Genomic DNA, 16,259 nt, shown 5'->3' on the forward strand with positions numbered 1-16,259 from the left:
GGCGATCTCGTATAACAAACTGCACAATGCACAATCAGCTTTTATATCCAACCGCTTATAAAAACCTCGTTAGCCTCTTTCTGTTGGCTGTACTGTTGCTTGTAACCCGCTCCGGCCATGCGATTGATCTCAATCCCTTTGACGTCGTGGCGCCCCCACCAGACAAAAACTTCTTTTCAGCCGCACTGATTCACTCAGAGCTCGAGGGCACCTATACCCGCGGTGACAAATCTAACAACACCCCCACATTATCCAGCAATCAAATCCAACTCAGACTTGGACGCTCCTACAGCATCGGAGGCTATACCGGCCTGTCCTTTGTACAACTTCCCGTTGGCATGCTTCGGCCCGGTGGTTCAGCATCCAACTCGCCAACCGATTACGGCCTCGGCGATCTGACTCTCGCGACGGCACTCTGGCCCTATGCTAATCGTCAGACGCGGACATATCTGGGTATTGCAGGCTATTTAACCCTGCCCACCGGCAGCTACTCCAATCAGCAGATATTCAACTTCGGTGCCAAACGCGTATCTGGCGACATCCAAGTTGCCTATCAAACAGCACTCTCCAAAAATCTTGATGGCATGCTTGGTATTGATGCGATGTGGTTCGGCCCAAACAACCATGTCGGTCGTAACAACGCGCAACTCACGCAAAAGCCACTCTACACAGGTCAGATCGGCCCCATTTATCACATCAATCCAACCATCTCTGTCGCCGCGACGTATCTGTACGTATGGGGGGCTGAGACAGCACTAAATGGCGTGAACAACAACAACGCACTACAAACGCATCGCTATTTACTGAGTGCGGTTGCCACCACGAGCAAGGGGCGCTTTATGCTGCAATACGGCACAAACATTGATACCCAATTTGGATTTGCTGAAACCCGTCGGGTCATTCTGCGTTATGCGCTCGCGTTTTAAAATCACTTGAAAACGCATCCCCTGATTTCACGCCAATAAATGTTGCGTCAGTCCATATTTTTTTCTGGCAAAGCTCTTTCATGACACGCCTCGCAACAACACTGACTGCCTGCGCCGCGGTAGACAAAGGAATATGTCGAGCATGACACAGCGCGACAGTCCGCGTCAATGCAGGCGAACGAATCGGCACACTCCTCAGCAGGCCTTCTTCAAGCTCAGCCTTTAGAGGCATGACTGGCAAAATAGTTTGCCCCAAACCAGCCAGCAACGAATTGCGCAAAATACTGATTGAACTGATATCCGCCACCACGTTGGGGGGAGGCAAACCGGCTTTTAACGCAGCATTCTCGATAATCGGCCGTACACCATGAGGTTGTGCAGGCAGAATCAGCGGTTGACTCAGCGCCTCACGAAAACTGACGGAGGTTCTGATGCGCCCAGGCGCGCTAGAGGGTTGATCAATGAGTGACATCCGTTCGGACACTAAACATTCATACAAAAACTCATCCATGTGACCGTCGTCAAACAAAATAGACAAATGCAAGGCACCCGCCTGAAGCTGTTGACTCAAGTTGCCTGTCAGTTCCTCGGTTAACTCAAGATTGACCAAGGGCAGTTCCAGCCGCACTGCGGCGATGATTGGCAAGGCCAAGGCATGGGAGACGCTGTGAGGCAAGCCAAAGATGACACGTCCAGAAGGCGCGCTGAGCATGCTTGAAACACTCGCCTGCGCATCGGCGACTTGCCTCAAGATCGACAACGCATGCACGTGAAAAAGCGCGCCCGCCTCAGTCAGGGTCGCGCCGCGACGAGAACGCAGAAACAGTGCAGCGCCGAGCTCTTCTTCAAGCTGAGCAAGCTGATGACTGAGCGCAGATTGAGCAATATGCACTTTAGCGGCGGCCTTGGAAAATGTGCCGTATTCTGCAATCGCCACAAAATAGCGAAGTTGTCGGAGTTCCATTGCCACCATCCATCTGTATAAAAGATAGATATAGCTTAAAACAATATTATGCAGATAGCTTAAAAATCGTTCTAATCGCTTTACAGGTTGTTCACGTGCAGCTGTTGACTACCCTTAACAGGCATCCTTCTACATGTAGAGTGTGCGCACCTGAAGACCGATTCTTCTTACCAGAAGATGGACAAAAGGTGATCAATCGATCGGTTGATCACCTTATTTTTTGCATTCTGCACAGTATGCCTATCCGTCACTACGCGCTCGCTTTGTTTATGTGTGACATAGTCATTACACTTGCAGCACCTTTCCAAAGTTTTCCTGTCGCAAATGACCAACCAAACACACTCATCCTCCAAGCCAGCAAACGCCAAGCTTGAGGCAATGTTGAGGGGTCCTATCTTTGTCACGCTGCTGAGCCTTGCCTGGCCCAACCTTGTCATGATGATCGCGCAATCCAGCACTGGCTTTGTCGAAGCGTGGTTTTTATCAAAACTCGGCATTGATGCACTCGCAGGCGCTGCACTGGTACTACCGATTTTGATGCTGATGCAGAGCATGTCACAAGGCGCCATGGGCGGCGGCATCTCATCAGCTGTCGCACGCGCACTGGGTGCTGGTCAACAGGCTCAGGCAAACAGCCTCGCCCTCCATGCTCTTGTTCTCAACACAGTGTTGGGCATCATCTGCTCTGCCGTCCTGATCATATTCAGTACGCCGCTATTTGAGCTGATGGGTGCCAAAGATGAATCTCTTGTTGCAGCCCTTGCTTACGCAAATATTGCCTTTCCTGGCTTAATTCTGATGTGGGTCATGAATGCGCTCGCAAGCGTCATCCGCGGCTCTGGCAACATGTTTACCCCCGGCATCGTCATCTCAGGCGGCGCCGTATTGCTCGTCCCGATTTCTCCACTGCTCATCTTTGGTTGGGGACCTTTTCCAGCTCTTGGTATCGCCGGTGCGGGGTGGGCGCTAGTGATCTATTACGCCAGCGGCACAGCAATTATGTTGTGGTACGTCCTGTCGGGCCGCAATCTTGCACGCCTTCAAAAAGGACTGCTGAGCTGGCCACCTATGCGCAACATTCTGGCTGTAGGCGGCCTCGCCACCCTCAATCCACTTTTGACAAATGGCTTGATCGCGTCCACCACCGCCCTGGTCGGCGCCTACCTTGGCACAGCCGCTTTAGCCGGCTATGGCACAGCTGCCAGACTTGAATATTTGATTTTTCCAGTCGCCTTTGGCATTGGCGCACCGCTTGTGGCGATGGTCGCCTCCAATCTCGGTGCCAATCAACCTGAGCGGGCCTTGCGCATCGCGTTGACAGGTGGCGCGATGGCGTTTGTCGTTGCAGAGATCATCGGCGTTGCTGCCGCGATCTGGCCGCATCACTGGATGCAACTATTTGGTCACGATCCCGACATGATTGAAGCGGGCGTCTCATACCTTAGAGTCGTCGGACCATTTTTTGGATTTTTTGGATTGGGTTTTACGCTTTATTTCGCCGCGCAAGGTGCCAGAAAACTTGCCTGGCCTCTCTTTTCGGGCATCTTGCGCTTAATCATTGCTGTACTGGGGGGCTGGGCGATTTTGCACATCACCGGCTCACTCAACTGGTTTTTTGTCGCGTCAGCTGTTGCCATGACCGCATATGGAGGATTGATCTTGACGACGACCAATCCCCGCATATGGTTTAGGCAGTAGGCTTTCCCTCAAGGATTTCCGCATAAGACGTCACCTGCTGAATATGCGGATAACGCATAAAGTCATCACTTTCAGGGCTCATCACAAAAGCACGATTGGCGAGCGCCAACAATTTGATGTCATCCTGAGCGTCTCCGACCACCCAAATTTCTTTGAACAAAGGCGCGCTATTTTTTGCCCTAAATTGGTCCAGAACGTGTGACTTGCACACAGTATGATCCGAGCGATCATGCTCACTTAAGAATGCATCATTGAGCAAGAGCTGTCCCGTGCAGATATCATTTTGAAACTGCAACACATGCGCAAGCGCAAAATCCGCAAAAATTCGCTTTCGAATGATTTCAGCTCCTGCGAAATAATGATTAGAGACAACACCCACCATAAAGTGATCACGTCTCATCTGATTAACAAACTCAATCACACCAGGCTTGAGTGTTAAGGCCATCGCGGCTTTTTCAAACTGACTGCGATGGATAAATTTGAATAGCAGTGCGATACGCTCGCTCCGCTCTGCCTCAGTCAAACGTGGATCAAGGCGCAACGCTTCAAGTTCTTTTTCCGCATTGGTTAACACTGCCAACGCATCGATATAGCGCTCTTCGCAAAGCGTCTTATCCATATCTAGCAGCAAGAGCTTCGTTCGATCCTTTTGACGCGTTAGAACATATTCAAAGGTCGCCACTGCCTGACGCTGGTTTTCGTACATTTCATTAATTTGTTCAACATGGAGGCGGCCGGCTTCGCGTGAATAGTGATGGATGACACGCGACACTTCAAATGCCATAGAGGTCAAATCTGTTAACGGTTGGCTCTCATGCTCCAACGAACCGATGTCTACCTCAGACAATCTAGCGCCTTTACGAAAGGCACCAATTAGCAAACCGATATCCACACCGTAGCCAGCTTCGAAGGATAGGTTTTTAAACAGACTGACTCGGCCAGAAATAATCCCACCCAAGGGTTGTGAAAAATGTGCGAGCTCTGGGAAAAAAACCTTTAGCATGGGCTTGGCGGTCAACTCGGTGACGCGCCCGCCCCCTCGCCCAAATTTTGCTTTCACAAAATCAGCTTGATCTTGCCGGAGCGGCGCAATCATGTCAGAAATAATATTGGGTTGAAGCCCAGACAAATCTCCATCTAAAAACACCACAAACTCGTGGCGTGCAACAGCCACGCCATCTCGCATCGATATGCCTTTACCCAGCATCGAGCTTGTCATCACTGTCGCACCCATCGCGCGTGCAATTTCCACAGTCCGATCAATCGAACTGTCATCTACGACAACGACTTCACCCGTTGAGGGATCACTCAACGCGTACTGAATCACCGAAGCGATTGCTTTTTCTTCGTTTAACGCAGGAATGATGACCGTTGCAAGCACGTCTTGCGCAGTGTTTGAGTATGCTACTTTTTCAGGAGTGGATAACAATCCAAACAGATGATCTAGCCGTGAACGTTGCCTAAGCTGCAGCAAGTAATGATGAGATAAGCGCAAAAATCGCGCAATGCGTATCCCCATGGATGACCCCCACGTGGTTTCTTTCGGATCTCATTGTAACTGCAAGACCTCAAACGCACCTGATCTTATGCACGCAGATGAATTTTGTTAGGTGTGATGTAAGAGCCCAAGATCATTCCGAACAGACTCGCAAACAAACCAAAGAGCTGCGGGGGTACTGGAGTGTCGACTCCGGTGATCTCCAAAATAATCCAAGTCGCCAAGCCAAAGAAAATCGCAAAGGCTGCGCCAAGATTACTGGCTCGTTTCCAAAATAGCCCTGCCACCAAGGGCACAAAGGCGCCCGCAAGCGTGATGCGATAGGCGTTTTCCACCATCGTGTGGATCGAAGCCTCTGTCGCGATCGCGTAAAACGTCACCATACAACTAAACACAAGCACAGTAATTCGCGTAGACCAGAGCAACTGCCTGTCTGTCATATGCGGCGCAAAGCCTTTCAAAATATTTTCAGTAAAAGTAATGGACGGCGCGAGTAACGTTCCCGAAGCTGTGCTCATGATCACAGAAATCAAGGCACCGAAAAAAATCACCTGCATATAAAACGGCATGTGATTCATGATCAGTGTCGGCAAAATCAATTGCGAATCTGAGTCAATCAGACGCGCGACCATTTGTGGATCAATAATATTGGCGGTATAGGCGAGAAACAACGGGATCGCTGCAAAAAAGAAATACGAAATTCCACCCAAGGTGGTTGCCCACACTGCGATCGTTTCATTACGCGATGAATTCACACGCTGAAAGACATCCTGCTGTGGGATAGAACCCAAGGCCATTGTCACCAAGGCCGCCATCCATCCCAACATGTCCCAAATTTCAAATGACGGCAAAAAGGCGAACTTGCCCTCCGCGGAGGCTTTAGCGAGAACGCTCGATACACCACCCGCTTGATCGGCCGCAAAATTTGTCACCAACAATAGTCCGACAATAATCACGATCATTTGGACAAACGTTGTCAGCGCGACGGACCACATTCCACCAAAAATTGTGTAGAGCACCACCACGCCTGCGCCGATCAACATACCCTGTGTCATAGAGAGTACGTCAAGTGAAAGTACGTTAAACACGAGACCGAGTGCGGTGATTTGTGCCGACACCCATCCAAGGTAGGACACCACAATACAGATTGATAACAACAACTCTGTTTGGCGGTTGTAGCGAATCCTGAAATAATCACCCAAGGTCAAAAGATTCATCCGGTAGAGCGGACGGGCAAAAATCAGGCCAAACAGCACGAGGCATAGTGAGGCGCCAAGGGGATCTGAAATCAGGCCTCTAAAACCTTCTTTCAAAAAAGTGGCAGAAATCCCTAATACGGTTTCAGCACCAAACCACGTCGCAAACACCATCGCCAAGACAATGGCCATGGGCAAGTTACGACCGGCGGTCACATAGTCCCGCGCATTGTGCACTTTAGAGGCGCCATAGAGTCCAATGGCAACAGAGATGGCAAGATAAGCAATAACGAGCCAGAGCAACATATCCAAAGTCCCTATTCTTCGCGCGGTCTTGAGGAAAATTAATCGTTCGGATTATAGACAAGCAGTGCATAATTTCGTGAATAACATGACAACGCAATGCGACCGACCAAACCTCTGGAGATGTCCATGCCTCAAACCTATTCAATCGCTGCGCGCGTGCTGCATTGGCTCACAGCCATTTTTGTTGTTACCTTGATTATTCTTGGCATCTGGATGACAGAGCGTGCTGCCGCCAATCTCTGGGATGCGCTTACAAACACTTTATACGGGTGGCACAAGCTCATTGGATTTCTCGTCTTGTTGTTGACCGCAGTCAGACTGATCGTCAAAGCACGCTCAGTCCGTCCCGCTTATCCTGAGAGCGTCTCTCCCACCACCATTAAACTCGCAGCCGCTGCCCACGGCGCACTTTATTTGCTGTTACTCGTTGTGCCACTTCTGGGCTGGGCGGGTGTCTCCGCCTATCCGGCCTTAGTCACACTCGGAGGCTACCACCTACCTGCCATGCCCGGCATTCCCAAAGATCAGGCGTTGGCCAAGCAACTTTTTGAAATACACGGCAACCTCGCACTTGTGCTGGCGGCACTTGCTGTTGCGCACCTTTCCGCGGCACTGCATCATTTGCTGATCAAAAAGGACAACGTCTTTCAGCGCATGTGGCGCCTACCCAAAAAGTGAACGGGCCCCCAACCTAGGGAAAGCCCTTAGAGTTTCGTTTTAAACGAAACGACGAGCGCACAGGGCGACAAACTTTGGTACATTGTGCGCTCGATGGGGAGTAGCTCTGGTCCAGCTGAACAGGTTTTTCACCTGCTCAATAGACCTTCGACAAGTCGTCATACACGTTGCTTAGCTTATGCGTAGCTTCCGGTTTGTCGGGCAGAGAGACATTCGCTGACTCGCTGAGCAAGACCGTCGCTCCGTTATCACACCAAAGGCTTCTACTCATATGGAAATGTTCACCGCTCCCTGGTGGTCCGCACTACTGGCCATCATCATTATTGACCTCGTCCTCGCGGGCGACAACGCTATTGTGATTGCACTTGCCGCGCGCAAGCTGCCACCTGCACTTCAGAAAAAGGCCATCATCTGGGGTACCGTCGGCGCTATCGTCGTGCGCTCCGCGATGACCCTCATTGTGGTCTGGCTGCTCAAGATCCCAGGCCTGATGCTGGTGGGTGGTTTGGGCTTGATCTGGATCGCCTACAAGCTTCTAGCCGACTCAGGCGAAGAAGAAGGCCATGACGACATGAAAGTCAATGGTTTCTGGGGTGCGATGAAAACCATCATCATCGCTGACGCTCTGATGGGTATCGATAACGTCTTAGGCGTTGCTGGTGCTGCACAAGGCGCCTTTGACTTAGTCATACTTGGTCTGCTGATTAGCATTCCAATCGTTGTGCTCGGCAGTACCGTTGTGCTCAAGATTGTTGAGCGCTTCCCGATCGTGATTAGCCTCGGCGCAGCAGTTCTGGCGTTCACAGCCGGCAAAATGATCGTAAACGAGAAGCTTCTGAGCGATATTTTCAAGGCAGGTACCAGCACCTCATCCATGTTGTACTGGGGTCTGATTGTCATTGCCGTGATCGGTGTTCTTTTGGTCGGCAACATGAAGGCCAAAAAAGCAAAAGCGTCACAAGCGCACTAATCTCAACAGGCCCACGCCTGTCCGCACTTAAAAATGGCTCCTAGGAGCCATTTTTTATGCCCATCATTTTCGAGTACGCCTTCTACTGTTTGCTATAAACTCGACCGTAATATCACTCAAGGTACAACAATGATGCAGATCAATTTGAAAGGTAAGCGTGCCCTGATCGCCGGGGGCAGTCGCGGAATCGGTCTGGGAATCGCCCAGTGTTTTGCTCAAGCAGGTGCGGACGTATCAATCTGTGCTCGCACACCGAGCTCACTGGCCGACGCGAAAAAAATTCTTTCTCAACATGGAGGTCGCGTACTCACGACCGCTTGCGACTTGGGCAATGCCGAGGCGATCAAATCTTGGGTGAACGACTCCGCCGCAAAGTTAGGCGGCGTCGACATCTTGGTCAATAATGCCTCAGCATTCGGTCGCCAAGACAGCGAAGAAGACTGGGCGGCGAGCGTACAAATCGATTTAATGGCAGCCGTGCGTGCCAGTGCAGCTGCGATGCCCTTTCTTGAAAAACAAGGAGGAAACATCATCCACATTTCCTCGATCTCTGGTCTCAAAGCAACCGTCCGCTCCGTACCCTATGGCGCCATCAAAGCCGCCATGATGGAATACACCCAGACTCAGGCCTTGTCCTATGCCAAGAAAAACATCCGAGTAAACTGTATCGCGCCAGGCTCTGTCTTTTTCGAAGGCGGAAACTGGGACAAGGTCAAACGCGACAATCCGAAACTGTACGAAGCGACGTTGTCAAAAATCCCTTTTGGTCGCTATGGCAAACCCGAAGAGATTGGTCAAGTTGTCGCCTTTCTTGTCAGCGACCTGGGTTCTTGGGTCACAGGCCAGACCATCGTCGTCGACGGCGGACAAACACTCTAGTCAATGGAATACTTCATGCGCACACCTTTTAAGACCATCCTCGGCGCAGCGCTGCTCTCGCTCCTACTCGGTTGCGGCTCCTCCGGCAAAGAGCAGAAAAAAGAAGCGAAGGTCGTACCTGAACGCCCCGCTGAAGTCGTCTTTAAAAACATGTCTGACGTACAGGTTAAAAATAGCCTGATGAGTGCATGCTCTCAGAGTCGCATGCGGATTGTGCCAGACCAATTTGAAGTCCTCTGCATCCGCAATCGACTGAGCGAAGATCGCGAACAAATGCTGGTGACACTGATGAATGACGAGTACGCCAGAAATCTCACAGACAACGTCAAATTTGTCATGACAACCGAGGGACGCGACGTACGTGTGATTGGTAACGCTTACATTCAGTTTGCTTCCCCACTGGGCGTTGAGATTGATGCAGGGGTCAAAATCACGCGGATCAATCTGCTCGATCAAGCCTCCTTTTCAATGCTTGAAGCCTTACTCAAACAAGCGGGTGCCACGCAGCCTTAATCTAATACGTATCACCGAGAGCCCCTCTACATGACCGCTTCAAATACGACAAAATCGACCAACCCCCACGAACTCACCCAACTCTTTGAAAAAAATAAAGAGTGGGTCGCCTCGGTCATCAAAAGTGACCCTGAGTTTTTTAACCGACTGGCCAATCAGCAGTCTCCCGAATACCTTTGGATTGGATGCTCAGACTCTCGGGTACCCGCCAATCAAATCACGGGTCTGGCACCCGGAGAAGTCTTTGTTCACAGAAATATTGCCAACGTCGTAGTGCACACCGACTTGAATGCACTGTCCGTCATTCAGTTCGCCATTGATCAGCTCAAGGTCAAACACATCATCGTCGTCGGTCACTACGGCTGTGGTGGTGTGCGAGCTGCGATGGAAAATGTCCGTATCGGCTTAGCAGACAATTGGATTCGACACGTCAAAGACGTTCACGATAAACACGGCACTTACCTAGGTCGGCTCACAAACCAGAACGAGCGGCTTGATCGCTTGTGCGAACTCAATGTCATCGAACAAGTAGTCAATGTTTGCCAAACGACCAGTGTCCAAGACGCCTGGCATCATGGCCAGCCCGTGACAGTTCATGGATGGGTGTATGGCGTAGAAGACGGACTGGCACGCGACCTGGGCGTGAGCGTCGCCTCGCCCGATGAGCTCGAGCAGCGCTACCAGCTGGTTTTAGCCAAACGCTTTACCTGACACGCTCAGACTCTGGCGTCTCAGGCGCCAGAACAACCAAAAAGCAATCGTCAGGTTGAGTGCATTCCAAATCAAGCCATTAATCATCGCGACCTTGTAGGATCCGGTGACATCGAAGATTTTTCCGGACATCCAGCCACCCAATGCCATCCCGAGCATCGTCGCCATAATGACCGCCCCCACGCGGCGCCCCGTTTCCGCCGCCGGAAAATGCTCACGAATAATGATCGCGTAGGACGGCACAATACCGCCTTGAAACAATCCAAACGTCGCAGCAATCAGATAGAGCGATACCAAGCCATCAAACGGCAAGAACATCAGCAATGCAATGCCCTGCAAAGACGAACCCAATAAAAGTGTTCGAATACCGCCTATCTTGTCGCAAATGACACCCGAAATCAGGCGACTCACCACACCACACGCCAGCATCAGCGACAACATCTCCGCACCACGCGCCGCGCCGTAGCCTAAATCGACACAGTAGGCCACAATGTGCACTTGTGGCATCGACATCGCCACACAACAAGCCAAGCCTGCAATGATCAGGAGGGTCTGGGCCTGTCCCATGCTCAACCCGAAAGGGCGTGTCGAAGAAAAGCTGGTTGAAACCGTGGAAGCAGAAACCACATTCAATGGGGGACGCCGCCTTAGAAACAAGGCAAGAATGCCCATGCTGACACCGCAAACAACGCCCATCCACAGATATGTCTGTCGCCAGCCAATCGTGGTCACGCCCCACTGCGCCAAATATGGCCAGACCGCGCCAGCGAGATAGTTGCCGCTCGCGCAAACCGCTACCGCGATGCCACGTCGCTTGTTCCACCAGAGCGAGGTATCGGCCACGAGTGGCGCAAAGGTCGACGAGGTCCCCAATAAACCCAAAAAGAGTCCATGGGCCATCGCAAAGCCCATGATGCTGGTACTCAGTCCCGCCCAGATAAAACCAATCACAATCCCGGCAGAACCGATTAACAGAGAAATCGTGACTCCAAAACGATCGGCGATCTTGCCCATGTAGACCCCGCCCACACCGAAACCGATCATCATCAGCGTGTAAGGCAGCGAGGCATCAGAACGGGACACCCCAAACTCGGCTTGAACCTCAGGCAGAACGACCGCGACAACGAACATGCAACTGCTGCCCATCAGCATCGCCAGCAAGGCAATGACCAAACGCCAAAATGCGTAGCGCGAATCGATGAGTTCTGCGGGGGCCGGTGTGTTGTTCATACGAAGTATTCAAGAAGACGATGCAGCGTAACATGACTCAAACCGGCGCAATAGGCCAGCATCTGGACGTACACTCTGGTCTATGAAAAGTACTTTTTGGTTTACCCCGGTTTTTATCCTGATCTGGAGCACCGGTTTCATCATCGCCCGCTACGGCATGCCCTACTCCGAACCGATGACCTTTTTGGCGATTCGCTTTGGCGCAGTGGTGCTGTGTATGCTCCCGGTGGTCCTGTGGCTTAAAGCCCCTTGGCCACGTGGCAAACAGGTCTGGCACATCGCCATTGCAGGCGCATTGTTTCAGTTTGGCTACTTAGGTGGGGTTTGGGCTGCGGTCAAACTCGGCATGCCTGCAGGTTTGGCAGCCCTCATCATTGGATTGCAACCCATTTTGACCGGCCTGCTCGCCTCCTTTGTCTCAGAGCGCGTTTCTCCTAGGCAATGGCTCGGCCTCGCTTTGGGTCTGACAGGGGTCGCGCTCGTACTGTTTACCAACATCCGACTTGAAGGTCTGACTCTCGCCAGCACTGTGCTCGCCTTTGCCGGCATGTTCGCCATTACCTCAGGCACGCTTTATCAAAAACGCTTTTGCCCGGCCTTTGATTTACGCACAGGCTCGGTGATTCAATTTTCTATCAGCACCTTGCTCTGCGTGATCATGATGTTTCTTTTTGAAACGCGCGAGATTCAATGGACCATCCCTATGATCGGTGCGATGCTGTGGGGCATCTTGGCGATTTCAATTGGTGCCATGAGCTTATGGTTTATCTTATTAAGACGTGGCGATGCCACTAAAGTCAGCAGCATGATGTATCTGGTTCCACCCACCACGGCCATCATGGCCTGGGCATTATTTGACGAACCCTTGACGCCCTCTGTGCTGATGGGCATTTTTATCACCATGCTGGGCGTACTCATCATTAACCAGGCCTCTTGGCCAAGTTGGCTCAAACGCCGAGCCTGATGGGGTCAGCGCTGCAAAATCGACTTAGCGGCGGCTTTGCCAGATCAAAAGACCTGTGACCAACGCCACGCCTATCACCATCGTGATCGGCAAGTGATCCGCAGCGGTCAGTGTGTGAAAAATCTCCGCAAGCAAACTCTCCCCATGCCCTGGATGCGCGCTTGCCTGTACGCTCACAACTGATAATGCACCAAGAACAGCCAGCTTTTGCTTTCCCATCTCACATTCCTCAAAACATTGCCTCAAAAGAGGCGGTTAAATATAACCTGCAGAAAGCACCCGCGCCCGTTAAACTTGCGTCTACGCGCAGCCACCTTGCGCATGCACCACTTTGGTTCATTCATGCACTCATGTCCGGAGACCATGCAACATGACAGTCATTACTAGCGTCGAAGATCTACGCGTTCTCGCTAAAAAACGTGTCCCACGTATGTTTTACGACTACGCAGACTCGGGTTCCTGGACTGAAAGCACGTATCGTGCCAACGAAAGCGATTTTCAAAAAATCAAACTGCGCCAACGCATTTTGGTCAACATGGAAAACCGCTCAACCGCGACCACCATGATTGGTCAAAAAGTGGCAATGCCTGTTGCCATCGCTCCGACTGGACTGACTGGCATGCAGCACGCCGATGGTGAGATTTTGGCGGCCCGCGCGGCAAAAGACTTTGGCGTACCTTTTACTCTTTCGACCATGAGTATCTGCTCGATCGAAGATGTAGCCGAGGGCACCAATCATCACCCCTTCTGGTTTCAGCTGTACGTCATGAAAGATCGGGACTTCATTGAACGCCTGATTGAGCGGGCCAAACGTGCCAACTGCTCTGCGCTGGTTCTCACTCTCGATTTACAGATCCTTGGCCAGCGGCACAAAGACCTGAAAAACGGCTTAAGCGCTCCGCCAAAGATGACGCTTGCCAACATGATCGACATCGCGACCAAGCCGCGCTGGGCCCTCGGCATGCTCGGCACGCCGCGGCGCCAATTTGGCAATATCGTCGGACACGTCAAAGGCGTCTCCGACATGAGCAAACTCAGCGAATGGACCGCTTCACAGTTTGATCCCGCACTCAACTGGAATGATGTCGAGTGGATTAAAAAACTCTGGGGTGGCAAGCTCATCCTCAAAGGCATTCAGGACCCCGAAGACGCTCGCCTCGCACTCAACAGCGGTGCCGATGCGCTGATTGTCAGCAACCACGGCGGACGCCAACTCGATGGCGCAGAATCCAGCATTCAGTGCCTTCCCGCAATCGTTGATGCCGTGGGCAAACAAATCGAAATTCATATGGATGGCGGTGTGCGTAGTGGTCAGGATGTCCTCAAGGCACGCGCGCTCGGCGCACAGGGTTGCTATATTGGCCGCGCTTTTTTGTACGGCTTAGGCGCCATGGGCGGTCCGGGCGTCACCAAAGTACTCGAAATGCTTCACAAGGAACTCGACCTGACGATGGCGTTTTGCGGTCGGACGGATGTGGAAACCGTGGATAAAAGCATCCTGCTCCCTGGCACGTATCCTGTGTGACCAATACTTATTTTGTCATCAAACTATGATTTAATTCCGGCCGTCCGATACCTTTAAACACTGAAATAAAAATGACACCACAGAAAAGCAAAATGCGTGCAATGCCACGCTGGATTTTTATGAGCCGCTGGCTCCAGGCACCACTCTATCTCGGCCTGATCGTCGCCCAAGGTATTTACGTCTGGCAATTCTGGAAAGAGCTGATTCATCTCATCGGCATGATGGCGATCGAAAAATCAGTCACCGAAACTGAACTGATGCTGATCGTTCTGGGCCTGATCGATGTGGTGATGATTTCTAACCTGTTGATCATGGTGATCGTCGGCGGTTGGGAAACCTTTGTCTCCCGACTTGACCTTGAAGATCACCCAGATCAGCCGGAATGGCTTTCCCATGTCAACGCCGGAGTACTCAAGGTTAAGCTGGCGACAGCCATCATTGGTATCTCCTCGATTCACCTGCTGAAAACCTTTATCAACGCGCCCAGCATGGATGACTCAACGTTAATGTGGCAAACCATCATTCATCTTGCCTTTGTTGTGTCTGCACTCGCCATCGCTTACACCGAAAGGCTGCTGCGCTCAGATCACTGACAGAACCCTCCATGCAACGCCGCCAGCTTTTAGGTCTCGCGGCTGCTTCGGCGGCAACAGCCGCCTTGGTTGGCCTTACTAAAACGAGCTGGGGGCGTCTGAGCTGGCCAGTCGACCCCTTCTCACTTGGGGTCGCAAGCGGCTCTCCAACCAGTCAGTCCATGGTGCTTTGGTCACGGCTCGGTCGCGAAGCACTTGCACAAGCAGGCCGCACACACGAACATATCCCCGTGATGTGGCAGCTTGCCCACGATCCACAATTTACCCAAATCGTTCAACAAGGTCAGCTCACGGCCACGCCTGAACTTGGTCACTCTTTGCACGCAGAGGTAGCGGATCTCTCACCGGCTCGCACATACTTTTATCGCTTTTTAACAGGAAGCGTGAGCAGTCCTGTGGGGCAAACACGGACTTTTCCAGCACCCAATCAATCCCCCTCGAGGCTGCGACTCGCCTACGCCTCCTGCCAGCGCTGGGGAGACGGTTTTTACTCCGCGTATCGCGATATGCGCGAGCAAGATCTCGATGTCGTGATGTTTTTAGGCGACTACATCTACGAATACCCCGCCTCTGCCACGCGCGACGTCAGACCCACAACGGGCGGCTGGGTACTGAGCTTGGATGACTACCGTGATCGTTACGCACTTCATAAGTCTGATCCTCATTTACAAGCCATGCATGCCGCCTGTCCGTGGATCGTGACGTGGGACGACCACGAAGTGCAAAATGACTACGCTGAAATACATGCGGGCTTTTCAGGCTTACCCGTGCCGGATTTTGCCCAGCGCAGGCATTCGGCTTATCAAGCCTTTTATGAAAACATGCCCGTTCGCTATGCGGACTTTGCACAGCTTCTTAAACGCCAAGGTGATCAGGTACAGGTATACGGCAGCGTCCCCTTCGGACAACTCGCCACGCTTTATACCCTCGACAATCGTCAATACCGACACCGTCAAGCGTGTACGCCGGGCAATCTACCTGGCGGTGGGCGGGTAAATCCAGCGCGTTGCGAAACCCTCACTCAAGAACACCGAACATTACTCGGCCAGCAACAAGAGGCTTGGCTCAAGCGCCAATTCGAACAAAGCCAGTCAAACTGGAATGTCCTCGGTCAGCAAAGCCTTCTTGGACCACGAAATGGCGGACCCACCTCACAAAGCATCTCAAACGATGGCTGGAGTGGCTATCCTGCTGCCCGCCAGAGACTTATCGACGCGATGCGCACGACTCGCCTGAAAAATCCGGTGGTGCTTGGCGGTGATGTGCACCAAAACTGGGTCGGTCACATTTTGTCCAACTATGCCCAGCCTGACAGCCAACTCGTCGGGGTGGAGTTTTGCGGCACAAGCATCACGTCACGCAATCGCGCCACAGAGGCCGAACTTGCAAAAATTCTCCACCACAGCCCTTATTTCCTCTATGCCAATGCCGAATATCGTGGTTATGGCATTGTGGATGTCACGCAACACAATATGACCACAACCTTACGCGCGGTGAGAAACATTCGCGATCCTCATTCAGAGGTCATGACGCTGGCAAAATTCATCGTTGACGCTGGGCAATCCAAGGTTCAAACTTACTAGAAAGACCTATGTCCGCTAGTCACAT

The 16,259-nt window shown here is 52.0% G+C and carries 16 protein-coding genes; 11 read left to right on the forward strand and 5 right to left on the reverse strand.

From position 1 onward, the window contains the following. Window positions 1-26 precede the first annotated feature (26 nt). Window positions 27-926 (forward strand): transporter, encoded by a 900-nt coding sequence (locus tag WBJ47_RS04470; protein WP_422243732.1) that lies wholly within the window; start codon window positions 27-29, stop codon window positions 924-926. Here WBJ47_RS04470 and WBJ47_RS04475 read toward each other — a convergent pair. Continuing rightward, window positions 898-1,890, reverse strand: a complete 993-nt coding sequence (locus WBJ47_RS04475) for a LysR family transcriptional regulator (RefSeq protein ID WP_422243733.1) — start codon at window positions 1,888-1,890, stop codon at window positions 898-900. The two genes, WBJ47_RS04470 and WBJ47_RS04475, sit on opposite strands and share 29 nt — an antisense overlap. Before the next feature lie 324 nt (window positions 1,891-2,214). Between WBJ47_RS04475 and WBJ47_RS04480 the strand changes: the two genes are divergently transcribed. Further along, window positions 2,215-3,588: an MATE family efflux transporter gene (locus tag WBJ47_RS04480; RefSeq protein ID WP_422243734.1), complete on the forward strand. Its 1,374-nt coding sequence runs from the start codon at window positions 2,215-2,217 to the stop codon at window positions 3,586-3,588. Here the strand turns inward: WBJ47_RS04480 and WBJ47_RS04485 are convergent. Next, on the reverse strand, window positions 3,578-5,107 hold the full coding sequence (locus WBJ47_RS04485) for a glycosyltransferase (protein WP_422243735.1): 1,530 nt from the start codon (window positions 5,105-5,107) through the stop codon (window positions 3,578-3,580). The genes WBJ47_RS04480 and WBJ47_RS04485 overlap by 11 nt on opposite strands. Window positions 5,108-5,172: 65 nt before the next feature. After that, window positions 5,173-6,588, reverse strand: a complete 1,416-nt coding sequence (locus WBJ47_RS04490; protein WP_422243736.1) for a sodium:solute symporter family protein — start codon at window positions 6,586-6,588, stop codon at window positions 5,173-5,175. Between the two features lie 126 nt (window positions 6,589-6,714). Between WBJ47_RS04490 and WBJ47_RS04495 the strand changes: the two genes are divergently transcribed. The 5 genes from WBJ47_RS04495 (at window position 6,715) to can (ending at window position 10,339) form a co-directional block, all read left to right on the forward strand. Beyond that, window positions 6,715-7,266: a cytochrome b gene (locus tag WBJ47_RS04495; RefSeq protein WP_422243737.1), complete on the forward strand. Its 552-nt coding sequence runs from the start codon at window positions 6,715-6,717 to the stop codon at window positions 7,264-7,266. Between the two features lie 271 nt (window positions 7,267-7,537). Continuing rightward, entirely contained in the window at window positions 7,538-8,236 is a 699-nt protein-coding gene (locus WBJ47_RS04500; protein ID WP_422243738.1) for a TerC family protein, read from the forward strand. Between the two features lie 129 nt (window positions 8,237-8,365). After that, window positions 8,366-9,115: an SDR family NAD(P)-dependent oxidoreductase gene (locus WBJ47_RS04505; RefSeq protein WP_422243739.1), complete on the forward strand. Its 750-nt coding sequence runs from the start codon at window positions 8,366-8,368 to the stop codon at window positions 9,113-9,115. A 15-nt stretch (window positions 9,116-9,130) separates the two neighbouring features. Then, entirely contained in the window at window positions 9,131-9,628 is a 498-nt protein-coding gene (locus WBJ47_RS04510) for a hypothetical protein (protein ID WP_422243740.1), read from the forward strand. 30 nt (window positions 9,629-9,658) lie between these two features. Beyond that, on the forward strand, window positions 9,659-10,339 hold the full coding sequence (gene can / locus WBJ47_RS04515) for a carbonate dehydratase (protein ID WP_422243741.1): 681 nt from the start codon (window positions 9,659-9,661) through the stop codon (window positions 10,337-10,339). On the opposite strand, the gene WBJ47_RS04520 is transcribed toward can, so the two are convergent. Beyond that, window positions 10,319-11,569, reverse strand: a complete 1,251-nt coding sequence (locus tag WBJ47_RS04520) for an MFS transporter (RefSeq protein ID WP_422243742.1) — start codon at window positions 11,567-11,569, stop codon at window positions 10,319-10,321. The genes can and WBJ47_RS04520 overlap by 21 nt on opposite strands. Before the next feature lie 82 nt (window positions 11,570-11,651). On the opposite strand from WBJ47_RS04520, the gene WBJ47_RS04525 reads away from it, so the two are divergent. Next, complete coding sequence (locus WBJ47_RS04525) at window positions 11,652-12,533, forward strand: DMT family transporter (RefSeq protein ID WP_422243743.1); 882 nt, start codon at window positions 11,652-11,654, stop codon at window positions 12,531-12,533. Window positions 12,534-12,557: 24 nt separating this feature from the next. On the opposite strand, the gene WBJ47_RS04530 is transcribed toward WBJ47_RS04525, so the two are convergent. Continuing rightward, on the reverse strand, window positions 12,558-12,752 hold the full coding sequence (locus WBJ47_RS04530) for a hypothetical protein (protein ID WP_422243744.1): 195 nt from the start codon (window positions 12,750-12,752) through the stop codon (window positions 12,558-12,560). A 151-nt stretch (window positions 12,753-12,903) separates the two neighbouring features. Between WBJ47_RS04530 and WBJ47_RS04535 the strand changes: the two genes are divergently transcribed. The 3 genes from WBJ47_RS04535 to WBJ47_RS04545 all read left to right on the forward strand — a co-directional run bounded on the left by WBJ47_RS04535 (window position 12,904) and on the right by WBJ47_RS04545 (window position 16,234). Continuing rightward, window positions 12,904-14,058, forward strand: coding sequence for an alpha-hydroxy acid oxidase (locus WBJ47_RS04535; RefSeq protein ID WP_422243745.1), 1,155 nt, complete (start codon window positions 12,904-12,906; stop codon window positions 14,056-14,058). Between the two features lie 71 nt (window positions 14,059-14,129). After that, window positions 14,130-14,651, forward strand: coding sequence for a TIGR00645 family protein (locus WBJ47_RS04540; RefSeq protein WP_422243746.1), 522 nt, complete (start codon window positions 14,130-14,132; stop codon window positions 14,649-14,651). 11 nt (window positions 14,652-14,662) lie between these two features. Further along, entirely contained in the window at window positions 14,663-16,234 is a 1,572-nt protein-coding gene (locus tag WBJ47_RS04545) for an alkaline phosphatase D family protein (protein ID WP_422243747.1), read from the forward strand. The last annotated feature ends 25 nt before the right edge of the window (window positions 16,235-16,259 follow it).

Origin of the sequence: Zwartia sp. (assembly GCF_049655405.1) — a bacterium.
GTDB lineage: Bacteria > Pseudomonadota > Gammaproteobacteria > Burkholderiales > Burkholderiaceae_B > Zwartia.

Excerpts from the sequence above, each read along its gene's own strand:
- WBJ47_RS04500 (WP_422243738.1), top strand. The coding sequence starts at position 7,538 with ATGGAAATGTTCACCGCTCCCTGGTGGTCCGCACTACTGGCCATCATC.
- WBJ47_RS04480 (WP_422243734.1), top strand. The coding sequence starts at position 2,215 with ATGACCAACCAAACACACTCATCCTCCAAGCCAGCAAACGCCAAGCTT.
- WBJ47_RS04540 (WP_422243746.1), top strand. The coding sequence starts at position 14,130 with ATGACACCACAGAAAAGCAAAATGCGTGCAATGCCACGCTGGATTTTT.
- WBJ47_RS04490 (WP_422243736.1), bottom strand. The coding sequence starts at position 6,588 with ATGTTGCTCTGGCTCGTTATTGCTTATCTTGCCATCTCTGTTGCCATT.
- WBJ47_RS04545 (WP_422243747.1), top strand. The coding sequence starts at position 14,663 with ATGCAACGCCGCCAGCTTTTAGGTCTCGCGGCTGCTTCGGCGGCAACA.
- can (WP_422243741.1), top strand. The coding sequence starts at position 9,659 with ATGACCGCTTCAAATACGACAAAATCGACCAACCCCCACGAACTCACC.
- WBJ47_RS04495 (WP_422243737.1), top strand. The coding sequence starts at position 6,715 with ATGCCTCAAACCTATTCAATCGCTGCGCGCGTGCTGCATTGGCTCACA.
- WBJ47_RS04525 (WP_422243743.1), top strand. The coding sequence starts at position 11,652 with ATGAAAAGTACTTTTTGGTTTACCCCGGTTTTTATCCTGATCTGGAGC.
- WBJ47_RS04475 (WP_422243733.1), bottom strand. The coding sequence starts at position 1,890 with ATGGAACTCCGACAACTTCGCTATTTTGTGGCGATTGCAGAATACGGC.
- WBJ47_RS04530 (WP_422243744.1), bottom strand. The coding sequence starts at position 12,752 with ATGGGAAAGCAAAAGCTGGCTGTTCTTGGTGCATTATCAGTTGTGAGC.
- WBJ47_RS04535 (WP_422243745.1), top strand. The coding sequence starts at position 12,904 with ATGACAGTCATTACTAGCGTCGAAGATCTACGCGTTCTCGCTAAAAAA.
- WBJ47_RS04485 (WP_422243735.1), bottom strand. The coding sequence starts at position 5,107 with ATGGGGATACGCATTGCGCGATTTTTGCGCTTATCTCATCATTACTTG.
- WBJ47_RS04520 (WP_422243742.1), bottom strand. The coding sequence starts at position 11,569 with ATGAACAACACACCGGCCCCCGCAGAACTCATCGATTCGCGCTACGCA.
- WBJ47_RS04505 (WP_422243739.1), top strand. The coding sequence starts at position 8,366 with ATGATGCAGATCAATTTGAAAGGTAAGCGTGCCCTGATCGCCGGGGGC.
- WBJ47_RS04510 (WP_422243740.1), top strand. The coding sequence starts at position 9,131 with ATGCGCACACCTTTTAAGACCATCCTCGGCGCAGCGCTGCTCTCGCTC.
- WBJ47_RS04470 (WP_422243732.1), top strand. The coding sequence starts at position 27 with ATGCACAATCAGCTTTTATATCCAACCGCTTATAAAAACCTCGTTAGC.